This is a genomic window from Pseudoalteromonas sp. 5Ae-yellow (genome assembly GCF_014077565.1).
Lineage (GTDB): Bacteria > Pseudomonadota > Gammaproteobacteria > Enterobacterales > Alteromonadaceae > Pseudoalteromonas.
In genome coordinates, this window is sequence record NZ_JACGWD010000005.1 from 17,958 (window position 1) to 33,243 (window position 15,286).

Below are 15,286 nucleotides of genomic sequence, written 5' to 3' on the forward strand. Positions count from 1 at the left end.
ACCTCGCGCCGTGATTTAATCGCCCCTAGATTGAACAAATTTCAATCCACAAAGGTCAACACGCCCTAGTAAGGATATTAATGTTTTTTTCTAAAAATAAGCAAAATGAAATAGCCTCTTTAAAAGCAGAACTCTATCCGTTACAACAAGTGTGGGAAGGGCTTTACCGAGAGATGTTAGTACTGAACATTCTCTATGATGGCAGAATTTCGCACGCCAATGATAGGTTTTTAGAAAACTTAGGCTACAACGAAGACGATCTTACTAATAACTCTTTTGATGATTTTATTACTGAGTCATCTCGTCAATCTTCAGAATTTAAAAGCCTACAGCAAGCTATAAAAAAAGAAGGACATTGGGGCGGTGCATTACAAATTGCGCGCGGTGATGGTAAAGCTGAATGGTTACGTTTAATAGTACATCCTGTAAAAGGGGAGCAAGATCAGTTGCTCTATTTTTCTATATTCGGGAGTGTGCTTACAAAAACAATTACGGCTTCCCGCGAGCAAAGCGACACTATCAAAGCGATATATCGCTCTATGGCAGTAATTGAATTTGATTTAGAAGGCCATGTTTTAAAAGCAAATGAGCAGTTTTTATCAGCAATGGGTTATCAAGAAAGTGAATTAATAGGAAAACACCATCGCACATTTTGTGAAGCTTCAGAGTATAATTCCCAAGAGTATCAACAGTTTTGGGCTAAATTAAGAGAAGGACAGTTTATAGCGGAGCGCTTTAAGCGTGTTGATAAATACGGCAATGTTGTATGGTTAGAAGCGTCATATAACCCAATCTCAAATGACGTGAATGAGCTTTATAAAGTAATGAAGTTTGCAACAGTTATTACAGAGCAAGTAAATCAAGAAATTGCGATATCTAAGGCTGCCGAAATTGCTTATAGCACCTCAACCCAAACGGATAAAAAAGCAGAGCAAGGCGCGAGCGTTATACAAGATACGGTTGCAGTAATGACCGAGCTGGCTATTAACATGGAGCAAGCGGCAAGTGAAATTTCAGCGCTTGATCAGCAGTCGCAACAAATATCGAGTATTGTACAAAGTATTAGTAGTATTGCAGAGCAAACCAATTTGTTAGCATTAAATGCCGCAATTGAAGCGGCTAGAGCTGGCGAGCAAGGTCGAGGCTTTGCTGTGGTTGCAGACGAGGTTCGACTGCTTGCATCTCGTACATCAAAAGCAACAGAAGAAATAGTAGAAGTAGTACAGCGTAACCAATCACAAACCCAAAATACGGTGGCTGTAATAGAAAAAGGTAAAGAAAAAGCAGAGCAAGGTTTAGCACTATCTAAAGAGTCGGGTGATGTGATGCAGGAAATTCAGCAAGGCGCACAAGAAGTTGTAAATGCGATTGGGCAATTTACCAGTGAACTCAAAGCTAACGGCTAGATTAGTTACGTCCTTATTCTAAAGCGGGCACCTTTACCGGTACCCGCTCAACCTAACCCCCCTCAATATTACTCTCGAAACATCCCTGATAATTTTAAATTTAACAACTATTCTTTATTAACCCATTAAATAACAAGTAATAAGTTTCTTCATCCCTATAAATGATAATAAATTGTTGCATCTTTGTTATTTGTTCCTGATGCTGATGAACGCCAAGGCTGACAAGCCCTAGTATGAATACCTTAAATGATAATAAAATATTACGTACACAACATTAAGGAATTGTATGAACAACACTAAGCGCACACACACATTAATTAAACCAAGTCACCTAATTGGTGCTGGGCTTGCTATGCTAATGAGCTTTTCTGCTGCGAGTAAAGACTACAAAATTATATTAATTCACGGGTTACAAACTTCGCAAATAACCAATAAGTCGGGTAGTGATGTAATTAATGACGGTGAAACATATTGGCAATCGTACTGGAATAATCGTGCAGATGAGCGAATTGATTGGCCTGCTTATGAGCGAATTGAAGGTAAAATTGCTACCGATTGGGTGTGGCCAAAGTTAAAGCAAATTTCACGCTCTAATTTATGCAGTGATGGCTGTGTATTTGTAACACATTCAACAGGCGACTTAGTTGCACGCCATATTATTGATAACCAAGAAAACTGGTTAGAAAACGCAGGCTTACAGCCGCTTAATATTGTTGCGACGTTTGATTTAGCAGGCGCGGGCGGTGGAAGTGAGCTGGCTGATGTAGCAGTTAGTGCTTTAACTGGCGCATCATGGAACTTTGCGGTCGATGCAGCACTCAAATGGTGGCTAGGGAGCGATGTAACCGAAGCTGTTGGTGTATTACACGATTTAAAAGTGAATAATGCCCGTAAAATATCGCCATTTCCTGATGCACGTACACCTAGATTACGCTTTGTGGCAGATGGTAATGCGTATTTAGGTTTAACAGGTGGATTTTTAAAAGGTAATGATGATTCGGTTGTAGCATCGCACTCTTCATGTGGTGTAAGTTCGGCTGGCTCGTTTGGAAGTTGTAGCAGCAGTATTGATACAGATGGCCATTTAAAATCGCAAGGTGATGCTGTTAGTAGCTTTATGCCAAATCATTATCCAATGATGATGAGTGACAGTTATAGCCATAACGAAATACATAACGCGCAGCGTAAAGGTAATGTCACAATAGCCATGAATAACGTAAATGTTGAAGGTAATAACGTAGGGTTTAATACGTTTGATAAAACTACAGGTAGTTGGTTTTGGAAAAAACAATATCGTTATATTAAGGATTCAAATAATTTAAGTGCATCAGCACTTATTTATAATGTGATTCCATAACATAGAAGGCGTGTAGTTATACCAATCTGCATAAATCTTTGATCAATTTAACGAATTAAATTGCACTATAACGTTGTTAAAAATTTTTTATTTAGAACAACTAGATACAAAAATTTTTGCCTAGTTCTAGCGTAATTTTCTTAACGTTAAATAGACCCCATATATAAGCAGATTAGTATTAAAAACTATACGCCTTATAAAAGATTGAAATATAAAAATGAAAAAATTTTATGTCGTTGCTTTAATTATTAGCACTATTTTATTTTCGCTATGGTTTACTGGTAAAAATGATGCTCATAAAGCTGCTGAGCCAATAAAACCACAGATTAAACACAGTGCGAACGCAGCTGATTTATCACCTGTAAAAGTGATTCCCATAGATGTACCTAAAAAAAATAAAACACAATCAAAAAAGCAAGTCGCGTTTAATGAAGACTTAACAAAAGCGGCGCAGCAAGTGTTTATGCAATACCAAAGCGCACTCAAATTTCCTCCTTATTCTCAACCATTAAGCCCACTAGATGAAGACCGATTAAAACCAAACCAGTTTTACCCTGTGTCGAGCCCTATTGACGAAAGTGGTGATGCTTTAACGTTAAGTATTAAGCAGTATCGTTTTGTATACCCAGAAGAAATAATAATAAGAGTAAGTGCTCAAGGACTTGGTAAAGTAGTCGTTGAGCTTGCCAATACAGATACAAAAGAAGTATTAAATACTCATATAGGTAATGCACGTGAAGGTGAGGCAACTATCACCTTTAAAGGAGAGGATGATTACCCTCGTAGTTTGCAAGTGTTTGTAGAGGGTGATGTTGCTGGTAAAAAAGTCCCTGTAGTTGCACAAATTCAATATATGGCGCCGAGTGCGACTTTAACAGGTTTTGAAACTGCATATGCACAAGATGAAAACATGGTCGTGCCAGCTAATTTAACAGTGATAAAAAGCGGTTTGTATCGTGTTAGGGCTAACTTATACAGTGGCGATACACCACTTGCTCATTTAGTATCTAAAGAGCGGTTAGCACAGGGAAGCCAAACACTTAATTTGAAAGCTCACTGGTCGGTATTACCACAAGGTATTACAGATATGCGTTTAAGTGATTTTGTAATTGAGAAAATGTCCCCAAGCCCCGGTGAGCGTAACAGCTTTGGGAATAGTGAAATAAGTCACTTTGATATTAACGATTTTTCGTACGATAGCTTGCAACAGTTGCCATACCAGGCCAATGCACAAGAAAAGTTAAGTTTAGAGTTTTTACAAGGTTTAGCTGAGAGTTAAAGTAAAGCTTAAGATTAAATTGGTAAATTAAAGGGTTTGTATATAAATACAAACCCTTAATCCTTTACTCTTAGCTAACTATAACTAAAAGTTAGCTAAGATTTATAGTAACTACACTTGGCACTTCTTGTTCATCAATTTCACTACTTACTGGTACTTTAGGTATGTCAGGTTTATCAAGGGCGATATCGCCACCATCAATTACTTCACCTGTTTGTAAGTTTTTAAAATCAAATAAGTCAGCATCAGCTAAATGTGAAGGCACTATGTTTTGCATTGCTGTAAAAATACTTTCGATACGCCCAGGATGCTCCGCATCCCATTTTGCAAGCATTGCTTTTGTATGTTTACGCTGTAGGTTTTCTTGTGAGCCACAAAGATTACAAGGGATTATAGGGTAGCCTTGTGCAAATGCGTATTGGGCTATATCGGTTTCTTTGCAGTATGCAAGTGGGCGAATAACCATGTGCTCGCCATTATCACTCATTAATTTAGCCGGCATACTTTTTAGTTTACCGCCATAAAACATGTTCAAAAATAAGGTTTCAATCATGTCATCACGGTGATGCCCAAGGGCTATTTTAGTAGCGCCTATCTCATTTGCTGTGCGGTATAAAATACCACGACGTAAGCGTGAGCAAAGTGAACACGTTGTTTTACCTTCAGGGATAATATCGGTAACAATGCTGTAGGTATCTTCTTCTACAATTTTGTACTCAACATTTAGTTTATCAAGGTACTGGGGTAGTACATGTTCAGGGAAATCCGGTTGTTTTTGATCAAGATTTACAACAACTAGGTCAAACTTTATAGGTGCTACACGTTTTAAATGTTGAAGCATTTCAAGCATGGTGTAGCTATCTTTGCCGCCTGATAAACACACCATAATACGGTCGCCTTCTTCAATCATATTGAAGTCCATAACAGCTTGACCAGTTTGGCGACGTAAACGCTTTTGCAGCTTATTTAAGTTAAATTGAGCTTTAGCTTGATCTGAGTGTGACAATTACGCCCCCTAGTAAAACAATACAGCAAAGTTATTTGCTAAAAATAAAGGGGCGTATTATACCCAAACCACCTGAATATGCGAGTTTAGGATGTAATTAAAAGCAATTTAAACACGGTATTTTTAGCAAGTAGTATATGAGCTGTTACTTGCTAAAAATCTTTTGGTTAATCTAGTTTTTTGCAAGTGGGCTCACGTAACCATCGGGTTTGAGTGCCAGTACATCACAGTCTAGGCTATCAATTACATGCTCTGCTGTGTTACCTACAAGAGCAGCACTTAAGCCGGTACGCCCAACGGTACCAATAACAACTAATTCGCTATTTAACCGCTTCGCTACATCAGGGATTACATCCTCTGGCAGGCCTTCTTCAATAAAACATTGCTCTGGGTTTAAATTAAACTCTGCAGCAAGTGCATTGGTTGATTCATGATGATGTTTTTTAACTGATTCGTTATAAAGCCCCGGGTTAAACTCAGGAATTTCGATTGCGATATTTATGGGCGTTGCAGGATAAGCATTAACTAAATTAAGTTTTGCGTTGGCAAGTTCACATAAAAATTGTGCGTCTTTAATAACGCGTTTATTAAGTGCTACATGCTCTTCATTTTCGCTAACTGCATTTACAGCAGCTAAAATATTACCGTGAGCAGGCCACGCCATTTCTTTTACAAATAAAACCGGAGCTGGGCATTTGCGTACTAAGTGCCAATCGGTCGGGGTAAAAATAACGGATTTAAGTGCACCATGTTGATGTGTGCCTTTAATTACTAGATCGTACTTTTCATCAATTACAGTATCGATTATGGCTTCGTAAGGGCGATTATGCCAAACCACTTGGGTTTCAATATTTATATCTTTGTAAGGAGAGACTAAATCGTTTAGCCATAGCTCACGATCTTTTAGTACAGCGTCACGCATTGCTTCGCGCTCATCGCCTGATAGCATGGTTGTCATTTCGTAAGAGAAGTCGTAAACCGTCATAAAAGCGGTAATACTTGCGCCAGACTTTTTAGCTAAATCTATTGAACGTGCTAAGCCGTGTTGATCGTCTTTGGTAGGGTCAATAACCGCAATAATTCGTTTAATAGTGTTCATATGCTACTCCATTTACATAACGGGTGTACATTTAGTGTAACGTAAATATAAAACAGTTAAAGGGGTAGCATATAAATTGTTGTTCTAAATCAAACTATTTAATTTGACGAGGCTTAACAATTGCCGCTGTTTTTGCCAAGGCATCATTATCTAAAATTGTAATAAATTTACCTTCTACTTTAATTAAGTCTGCTTTTTGAAAACGACTTAATAAACGACTAATAGTTTCTACAGTAAGGCCTAGATAGTTGCCTATTTCACCGCGAGTCATCGTAAATCTAAATTCCTTACGCGAAAAACCGCGCTCACCAAAGCGCTCAGATAAGTTATAAATAAAACTAGCTAGGCGCTCTTCTGCTGATTTTTTATTGAGTAGTAACAGCATTTCTTGATCGTAAGTAATTTCGCTACTCATTAAGCGCATTATTTGTTGGCGAAGTTTAGGTAATTTCCCTGATAGTTCGTCAAGAGTATCGAATGGGATTTCGCAAACCATTGACGTTTCAAGTGCTTGTGAGAAACTTGGATGAGTCATTTTATTTATCGCATCAAAACCAACTAGATCGCCAGCTAAATGAAAGCCAGTAATTTGCTCATCACCTCGCTCTGATAATGTGTACGATTTAAATGAGCCTGAACGTACCGCATAAATAGCCTGTAAAGGTGCACCTGATTCAAATAGATAGTCGCCTTTATGGAGAGGTTTTTTTCGCTCAATAATTTCGTCTAGCTTGTCCATTTCTTGGCCATTAAGTGAAAATGGCAAACACAATTGACTGATACTGCAGTTATTACAGCTAATAGCACAATTACCTTTAGTACGGCTTTGAGAGAAATCCATAATTTAATCCGTTTAAATTTTTATTCACGACATTGTGTAGATTAATGTACCAACTTGTCGGTTGCAATAATCAATAAGTAGATACCATACCAAATTATAACACTGCCTAATACAATTCGGGTCCATGGATGGTTAATAATAGTATTTAGTTTTTGCGCTGCAACGCCTAACGTGATCATCGCGGGAAAAGTACCCAGAGCAAAGCAAAGCATAACTAAAGCACCATCTAAAGCACTAGGACTAGTCATCGCCCATGTAAGCGCTGAATATACTAAACCACAAGGCAGCCAGCCCCACAAAGCACCGTAACCTAGGGCTTTAAAAGGAGAGTTGATAGGCATTAAATATTTATTTAGTTTAACAATGTGTTGCCACACCAAGGTTTTGCCAATTCTTTCTAACCACTGCAAAGTAGGGCCCAAGCGCATTATATACACGCCAACGAGGAGCATAAAAATAGCAGCAATGAATGAAAGGGCTAAAGAAAAGGACGTATTTTGCCTTGCAAATTGACTACTAATTCCTGCAACAAGTGCGCCTGCTGCCATGTAGCTCAAGGCACGTCCAACATTATAGGCAAATGAATAGGTAAATGTTTTGCGTTTGTCACTAGCCAGTTGTAATGAGCTTGCAATACCGCCACACATAGCAATGCAATGACCGCTACCGATTAGGCCCATTAAAAATGCGCTGGTATAAAGAGGGTCAATCATTACTTTTATTATGTTGCTCTTTGTCGTCTTCAAACAAAATACTATGACCTTGCTTGTTTAAATCTGAAAACTGCTCACTTTTTACGGCCCAAAAAAATACGCCAATAGCAATAATGACAAATAAAATGGCAATAGGGATCAAAATGTAAATTATGCTCATAACTTTAATAGCCTTAGTGAATTACTAATCACAATAATTGAGCTGGCAGACATGCCAATAACAGCCATCCATGGGGCTACTAAGCCCAGCGCTGCCAATGGTAATATGGAAGCATTATACAATAAAGACAGCGCAAGATTTTGTTTAATAATACGTCTGGTTTGTTTGGCAACATTAAGTAAATGACCAATGGAGGCTAAATCGCTATTAAGAAGCACTACATCAGCACTATTTTTTGATATGTCAGCACCGGTTTCCATAGCAATTGATAAATGCGCACTGGCAAATACTGGGCTGTCGTTTATGCCATCACCGACCATAGCAACCACTTCGCTTTGTGAAGACCATTGCTCAACTGCGGTTTGTTTATCCTGTGGGGAACATCCTGATTGTACGCTTTCAAGTTTAAGCTGTTTAGCTACTTTTTGCCCTGCATCTGACGCGTCACCGGTTAACATATGACACGTTAAGTTTTGCGATTGAAGAGACTCTATAAGCTTTTTCGCATCGTTTTTTACTTTATCAACAAAGTAAAAACGTGCAACAACTTGTTTATTTATATATAAGCTTGCTTGTGCATTCGATTTTTTGCTATCAAACCAGCCACTTTTACCAATTGCGTAATGATGAGTTGTATCTTGTGCGCTAATTCCTAGCCCTGGATGTACTTCAACGTTATCAAGAGTGTTATGAACGGGCGTGATTTCATCAAAAGCGCTGGCAATAGGATGCTCAGAATAACGCTCTAGCATGGCTGCCATATCTAGCACTTGCGTTTTTGTATATTGTTTATCGATTATATCTACTTCATCAAGGCTAAATTTACCTTGCGTAAGTGTGCCTGTTTTATCAAATGCAAATAAAGTGATTTGTGAGAGTGTTTCGAGCACATGTGCTTGTTTTATTAATACGCCTTTTCGAGTAAGTGTTGCCACTGCACATGTAAGCGCGGTGGGTATAGCTAAACTCAGCGCACACGGGCAGGTAGCAACTAAAACCGAAATGGTGATCCAAAATGCGTGCTCAGGATCAATTTGGTACCAGCCGATCGCTGTAAGTGAAGCAAATACAAGCAAACAAGCTATGAACCACTGTGCGACTTTATCAGTAATTTCAACTAGTTTAGGGCGCTTGGTTAATGCGTTGTGTTGCAAACGGATAATTTGATTTAAAAGGGTATTTTGGCCAATTTTATTAATTTTTATTTCAATAACGCCGTCGTGGTTAACGCAACCGGCGTAGACATTGTGGCCGATAAATTTTGTAACGGGTTGGTGTTCACCCGTCATCATTGATTCATCAACCGTAGTTTTACCCTTTATAAGCTCGCCGTCGGCAGGAATTGTTTCACCCGCTTTAATGAGTACTACGTCATTAAGTTTTAGTTTTTTGGCTGCAATTATAAGTTCTTCACCACTGTCGTTAATGGTGCGGGCTGTTAATGGCAATAATTTTTGTAAGTTAGCAGTAAATTCGCTCGCTTTTAAACGCGCTCTAAATTCAAGATACTTACCTAATAAAAGTAAAAAGGTAAACATGCATACAGATTCAAAATATACTTCGCCGACTTGCATAAATGTGGCGTAGCAACTTGCGCCAAACGCACCAAAAATAGCCAGCGATACGGGTAAATCCATATTGAGCTGTTTTGCTTTTAAGCCATTTATGGCGTTGGTTAAAAAGGGCAGTGCGCTATATAAAATAACCGGAGAGGCAAGTACTAAGCTGATCCATCTAAAATACTGCTCAAAATTGCTGTCCATACCTGAAAACATGCCAAAGTACATGGCAAACGCAAACATCATAACTTGCATGGTCATTAAGCCTGCAACACCTAAGCGGCGAATATAGGCTTTGGCAGTTTGTTGCTTTTGTTGAGCTTCAGTATCTGATTGAAATGGGTAGGCTTTATAACCAATTTTGGCTAAGGAAGTAATAATTTCGCTTAATGGGGTGCTGGTTTTATCCCATTGGATCATCGCGCGGTTGGTGGAAGTATTTACATCAACCCGTTTTACAGTATTTAAGTTTAAGAGTTGTTTTTCGATAAGCCACGCACACGCTGCGCAGGTTATACCTTCAACACTCAACAATACCTCTGAGATATTGTCGTTAGTGGCTATAAATTCGTCTTGAATGTCTTCGTTGTCATAACTTTTTATAAATGCGAGTTGCTCAGGTACCAGTTGCTCAACCTTGCCTGCGCGAACAGTTCGGTATTTATAATAATCAGTCATACCTTGATCAACAATATTTTGCGCAACTGCTTGGCAGCCAATGCAACACATTGGCTGGGCTTTATCGTCAATTATAACGCTTGCACTAAATCCGTTTGGCACATTTTCAAGGCAATGAAAACAAGAGTTAGACATAGTTATACTACTTATAATTAGGAGTAACTAAAACAGTTTGTACAGTTGGTAACGTTATATTTTCTTTCATTTTCCAACTGCCATCTATAGGCTCAATAAATACTGAGTAGGCACCTGGTGTGTACATATCAAGTAGTGCTGTAAACTCTTGATTGGCATTAGGGGTTAGAGTAGCGGTAAAGTCATGTGCTTTAATTGTGCGGTGGTAAAAAGAGAGTTTTAATACATGCACATTGCTGCTGTCGCCTTTTGTAAATTTAAAGCTTACGCGCTCATTGGTTACATTTAATCCGCCATGCAGATAAAGCGCTTTTGCTTTTTCAAACTTAGTAAGTTCTAAGTTGATTGCTTTACCTTTTTTGTAGTAGTCGTCAACAACCATATCTGGACCGTTACCTATTGCCGTAATAAATAGGCTAATACAGCCAATAATGGCTACTAACGGAAAAAAGATTAAAAACCAAGGCCAAAAATTCTTATACCACGGAGTAGGTTGCATAGTTGCTCTAAATTAGTTTAGGGAGGTTTATTTTATAGGATTTATACGTAAAAGACTAAAAAAAAGCCTCACAGTGGAGGCTTTTTTGATCTGGATTAATCTATTGAATTAAATAAATTAATTTATAAACATTTTATTAACCGCATGCTTATTTATCTTGCGATAAACTGTAAACATAGGCTGTTAATAAGTGAATTTTTTCTTCACCTAAAATGTCTTTCCATGCAGGCATTACACCAGCACGACCATGGTTAAGTGTTTCTTCAACTGCACGTTTGGAGCCATTGTATAACCAAATGTTATCTGTCAGGTTAGGCGCGCCAAATGGTAGGTTGTGTGCAACCGACCCTTTACCGTCAGCACCGTGACATGCGGCACACATTGCAAACTTAGCTGCACCTGCTGCTGCATCTTTTTGGTTAACAGTACGACCAGAAAGACTCAGCACATGTGCTGTCATTTCTTTAACGCCTTGCTCACCAAGAGCATCACCCCAAGCTGGCATTGCAGCTATACGACCATTAAGGAGTGTTTCTCTAATTTTGTCTGGTGTTCCGCCATATAACCAATCTTTATCAGTTAGGTTAGGAAAGCCGGTACCACCACGCGCATCAGAGCCATGACATTGCGCACAGTTTTGTGAGAACAAACGCTGACCAATTTCGATGGCTAATTGACCATCTGTTTGCTCGTGTTTGTCGCCATTTTCTAGAGCAACTTGCTGCGCTGCATCACCTTCAAACTTAGAATTAACTAAATCTAAAACCGGTACCTGTGCCAACTTATTAAAAATAGGACCGAAGCGTTCTTCTGCAGCTTCATACTCTTTATCAAGTTTAACAAAGCGACCTTCTGCTTTGGCCTCTGCAACTGCTTTTTTAGATTCAGCTAAAGACGTAATACCTTGGTTAGAACTAGTCCATTTACCTAAACCTTCCCAGTTGCCTAAACCTGGGTAAGCTGCAAGGTAATATACTGACCAAATAAAAGTTGCGAAAAACATGTAAGTCCACCATTTTGGTAGTGGATTATTTAGCTCTTCAATGCCGTCAAATTCATGTCCACAGCTTTCACCTTCTTTTACGCCAGCATAGTTTTTTAAGTTCCAAACTAATAGGCCAAAGATGATGCATAAGCATGCAAGGGTTAATACAATAACCCAAATACTCCAAAAGCTAGTCATTTTTCAGACTCCTTTTCCTCGTTAGAGAGTGTGTTGTCATGTTTTTTTTCATCTTCGAAAATGGCATTAGCTGCGCTATCAAAACGGGTTTTGCTTCGCTTACTATATGCCCATGCAACAATCACAATAAACAATACTAAAATTACCAGAGTCAAAATGCCTCTGTATGTTCCGTAATCCATAATTTTTACTTCAAGTGGGTGCCAAGTTGCTGTAAATACGCGATTAGAGCTTGTATTTCTGTTGCGCCTTTGCCGTCATTCATAGCATTAACTTTATCAACATCAGCTTGAAGCTCTTCGTCGCTGCCATAACCTAAACCCGGATGTTTTGGGTTTTCTGGGTTAATAGCAAAAGTATCACGGAAAATTTGTAGTTTTTTCAGAGTAAGGCTGGTATCAACCGTATTCTCTGCTAACCAAGGAAAGCCTGGCATGTTTGACTCAGGAACCACAGCGCGTGGGTCAACTAAGTGAGCATAGTGCCAGTCGTCCGAGTAGCGCTTACCAACACGAGCCAAATCAGGACCAGTACGTTTAGAACCCCATAAGAACGGGTGATCCCAAACAGATTCACCGGCTACAGAGTAATGACCATAACGCTCAACTTCATCACGAAAAGGACGAATCATTTGTGAGTGACAGTTAGAACAACCTTCACGCACGTAAAGATCACGGCCTTCCATTTCTAAAGCATTAAGAGGGCGTAGGCCTTCTACTGGTTTAGTTGTATCGTCTTGGAACATTAGCGGAGTGATCTCAACTAGTGCGCCAAAGCTAATAGCAAAAACAGTCAGAATAGCCATAAGGCCAACGTTCTTTTCTACTATTTCATGTTTGTTTTGCGAATTTTTCTTGCTCATCATCTCACTCCGTTATGCTAATTGTGCTTGCGCGTCTAATTTCAGAGATTCTTTCTCAGCTGAAATAGTGCGGTAAACGTTATAAGCCATAACTAACATACCTGTTACGATGAATACACCGCCTACAAAGCGCATGATATAGAAAGGATGCGACGCTTCTAAAGACTGCACAAAGCTGTACATTAATGTACCGTCAGCATTCACTGCACGCCACATTAGACCTTGCATTACACCAGAGATCCACATTGCAACAATGTATAAAACAACACCTACAGTGTGTAACCAGAAGTGGGTATTAACCAATTTAACGCTGTACATACGACCTTGCGCGAATAACGCAGGAATTAAGTGGTAGATAGCACCAATTGAAATCATAGCAACCCAACCTAGTGCACCTGAGTGTACGTGGCCGATTGTCCAATCTGTATAGTGAGATAACGCATTTACAGATTTAATTGCCATCATAGGACCTTCAAACGTAGACATACCGTAGAAAGATAATGAAACAACTAAGAAACGAAGTACTGGATCGGTACGTAGTTTATGCCACGCGCCAGATAGCGTCATAATACCGTTGATCATACCACCCCAAGACGGTACGAATAGGATAATAGACATAACCATACCTAAACTTTGCGTCCAATCAGGAAGCGCAGTGTAGTGAAGGTGATGAGGACCAGCCCAGATATATAATGAAATTAGAGCCCAAAAGTGAACTACCGATAAACGGTATGAGTAAACTGGGCGACCTGCTTGTTTTGGTACAAAGTAATACATCATACCCAAGAAACCAGCAGTTAATAGGAAACCTACAGCGTTGTGACCGTACCACCACTGAACCATAGCATCTACCGCACCTGCGTAGATTGAGTATGATTTAGTTAACGACACAGGCACTGCCATACTGTTTACAATATGAAGTACTGCAACAGTGATAATAAAGCCAGCGTAGAACCAGTTAGCAACATAAATATGCGACACTTTACGCTTAATTAAAGTACCAAAGAATACAATAGCGTAAACAATCCAAACCACAGCGATTAAAATATCGATTGGCCATTCAAGTTCTGCGTATTCTTTTGAGCTAGTAATACCAAGTGGTAATGTAATTACTGCTAATACAATAACTAGCTGCCAGCCCCAAAATGAAAAGGCGGCGAGTTTGTCTGAGAAAAGACGCGTTTGACAAGTACGTTGTACGACGTAATAAGACGTCGCAAAAAGTGCACTGGTACCAAATGCGAAAATTACTGCGTTCGTGTGTAACGGACGTAGTCGAGAGTAAGTTAACCATGGTGTATCAAAGTTAAGTGCTGGCCAAGCTAATTGGGCAGCAATCAGAACCCCAATACTCATGCCAACGATGCCCCAAATCACTGTCATAATAGCGAATTGGCGTACAACCTTATAGTTATACTCAGTTTGTGATGCTACTGTTTGGCTCATTTTCTGGCTTCCGCTGCAATAAATGCGTTTAGAAATGAATTACCCACCTTTAAAAGTGGGGCCTACTATTTTCTCAAGCGTGTTATCTAAAACTTTCAATACATGAAAGCTTCAGAAAAAAAACTTGAGAAACCCTTATTTTTTGCAGGTGAAATGATAAATTTTTTGGCCTAAAAAAGATAGGTCAATTACATAAAATTATGACATCAATCAATGTTTGTGAGCTTGTTGTTTATTTTTTGATACAGTTTGTGCCTAATTTGGCTTAATAGTAACACCCGCACTTGTTATTTGCAGTCGCGATTATTAGTATTTGCTTTTCTTTAGTGCGAAATTGTTATGCTTATATATAGGTTAAGTTTATTCACCGCGGTATTTCTTTTATTAACAGCGTGTGATTTTTCCAAAAATACAGATGAAAAATTTCTAAAAAATGCCACATGCACAGCCAATTTGCCTTGTACTTTTTCAAATGATGTTAAAGTATGGTTAAGCGAGAAAACTATTTCTCCCGAAACCCCATTTACTATTTTTAGTGATTTACCAACAAATATTACAATTGAAGATGCCAAGCTCAAAGGCATTACTATGTATATGGGTTACATTCCTCAGCAATTTAATAAACATAATGGCCTGTGGCAGAGCAATACCATGGTTGGCATTTGTTCTGAGCAAAATATGCTCTGGAATTTAGAGCTAACCGTTAAAGATAATGCCACTTCTGTAGTACAAACTCTCAATTATTCTTTTTACGTAACTTATTAAAGTTGCGGCTACAAACTATTGTATACAGCTTTGCATTTTTGATGTGAGTTCGCTTTCTTATACATACGATTATTTGAGTGACAAGATCAATAAAATTGCCTTTTTAGGTTTTTATACCGATAAAACTTCAATGGTGAATAAGTGCTCTCAAAAAGTTCAATTTTAATTGTGAATGAATAAAAAATCTAATCAAAAAACCTTCTAAAATGGCTAAATAAGACTATTTAAGCGCCAAGTATGCATAAATATGGTTATTAATTAATATTTAGTTTTGCGGTTTTAATAATGTGTTGTGATT

General features: G+C 38.7%; 15 protein-coding genes. 4 read left to right on the forward strand and 11 right to left on the reverse strand.

Going from position 1 to position 15,286, the window contains the following annotated elements:
* Positions 1-80 precede the first annotated feature (80 nt).
* The 3 genes from H4J63_RS02340 to H4J63_RS02350 all read left to right on the forward strand — a co-directional run bounded on the left by H4J63_RS02340 (position 81) and on the right by H4J63_RS02350 (position 4,042).
* Entirely contained in the window at positions 81-1,406 is a 1,326-nt protein-coding gene (locus H4J63_RS02340) for a PAS domain-containing methyl-accepting chemotaxis protein (RefSeq protein WP_024596440.1), read from the forward strand.
* A gap of 286 nt (positions 1,407-1,692) precedes the next feature.
* The gene (locus H4J63_RS02345) at positions 1,693-2,763 is read left to right on the forward strand and encodes a hypothetical protein (protein ID WP_182194311.1); all 1,071 of its coding nucleotides are present in this window, start codon (positions 1,693-1,695) and stop codon (positions 2,761-2,763) included.
* Positions 2,764-2,980: 217 nt separating this feature from the next.
* A complete protein-coding gene (locus tag H4J63_RS02350) occupies positions 2,981-4,042 on the forward strand; it encodes a hypothetical protein (protein WP_024606032.1) in 1,062 nt (353 codons plus the stop codon).
* 91 nt (positions 4,043-4,133) lie between these two features.
* Here H4J63_RS02350 and ttcA read toward each other — a convergent pair whose 3' ends face one another.
* The 11 genes from ttcA to ccoN all read right to left on the reverse strand — a co-directional run bounded on the left by ttcA (position 4,134) and on the right by ccoN (position 14,223).
* A complete protein-coding gene (ttcA, locus tag H4J63_RS02355; protein WP_024606033.1) occupies positions 4,134-5,048 on the reverse strand; it encodes a tRNA 2-thiocytidine(32) synthetase TtcA in 915 nt (304 codons plus the stop codon).
* A 172-nt stretch (positions 5,049-5,220) separates the two neighbouring features.
* Positions 5,221-6,147: a universal stress protein UspE gene (gene uspE, locus H4J63_RS02360; protein WP_024606034.1), complete on the reverse strand. Its 927-nt coding sequence runs from the start codon at positions 6,145-6,147 to the stop codon at positions 5,221-5,223.
* A gap of 94 nt (positions 6,148-6,241) precedes the next feature.
* Positions 6,242-6,988: an FNR family transcription factor gene (locus H4J63_RS02365; RefSeq protein WP_024596435.1), complete on the reverse strand. Its 747-nt coding sequence runs from the start codon at positions 6,986-6,988 to the stop codon at positions 6,242-6,244.
* Positions 6,989-7,029: 41 nt separating this feature from the next.
* A complete protein-coding gene (locus H4J63_RS02370) occupies positions 7,030-7,701 on the reverse strand; it encodes a sulfite exporter TauE/SafE family protein (RefSeq protein WP_024596434.1) in 672 nt (223 codons plus the stop codon).
* Entirely contained in the window at positions 7,694-7,861 is a 168-nt protein-coding gene (ccoS, locus tag H4J63_RS02375; RefSeq protein ID WP_002963071.1) for a cbb3-type cytochrome oxidase assembly protein CcoS, read from the reverse strand. Before ccoS ends, H4J63_RS02370 begins: the two co-directional genes overlap by 8 nt.
* Positions 7,858-10,233, reverse strand: a complete 2,376-nt coding sequence (locus H4J63_RS02380; protein WP_182194314.1) for a heavy metal translocating P-type ATPase — start codon at positions 10,231-10,233, stop codon at positions 7,858-7,860. The genes ccoS and H4J63_RS02380 overlap by 4 nt, the downstream gene beginning before the upstream one ends.
* A 7-nt stretch (positions 10,234-10,240) precedes the next feature.
* Positions 10,241-10,732: a FixH family protein gene (locus tag H4J63_RS02385; RefSeq protein ID WP_076923819.1), complete on the reverse strand. Its 492-nt coding sequence runs from the start codon at positions 10,730-10,732 to the stop codon at positions 10,241-10,243.
* 148 nt (positions 10,733-10,880) lie between these two features.
* A complete protein-coding gene (locus H4J63_RS02390; protein ID WP_182194317.1) occupies positions 10,881-11,915 on the reverse strand; it encodes a c-type cytochrome in 1,035 nt (344 codons plus the stop codon).
* Positions 11,912-12,097: a cbb3-type cytochrome c oxidase subunit 3 gene (locus tag H4J63_RS02395; RefSeq protein ID WP_010554061.1), complete on the reverse strand. Its 186-nt coding sequence runs from the start codon at positions 12,095-12,097 to the stop codon at positions 11,912-11,914. Before H4J63_RS02395 ends, H4J63_RS02390 begins: the two co-directional genes overlap by 4 nt.
* A gap of 5 nt (positions 12,098-12,102) precedes the next feature.
* Positions 12,103-12,777, reverse strand: a complete 675-nt coding sequence (gene ccoO / locus H4J63_RS02400) for a cytochrome-c oxidase, cbb3-type subunit II (RefSeq protein WP_024599141.1) — start codon at positions 12,775-12,777, stop codon at positions 12,103-12,105.
* A gap of 12 nt (positions 12,778-12,789) precedes the next feature.
* A complete protein-coding gene (ccoN, locus tag H4J63_RS02405; RefSeq protein ID WP_007585649.1) occupies positions 12,790-14,223 on the reverse strand; it encodes a cytochrome-c oxidase, cbb3-type subunit I in 1,434 nt (477 codons plus the stop codon).
* 339 nt (positions 14,224-14,562) lie between these two features.
* On the opposite strand from ccoN, the gene H4J63_RS02410 reads away from it, so the two are divergent.
* Complete coding sequence (locus H4J63_RS02410; protein WP_182194319.1) at positions 14,563-14,988, forward strand: hypothetical protein; 426 nt, start codon at positions 14,563-14,565, stop codon at positions 14,986-14,988.
* Positions 14,989-15,286 lie beyond the last annotated feature (298 nt).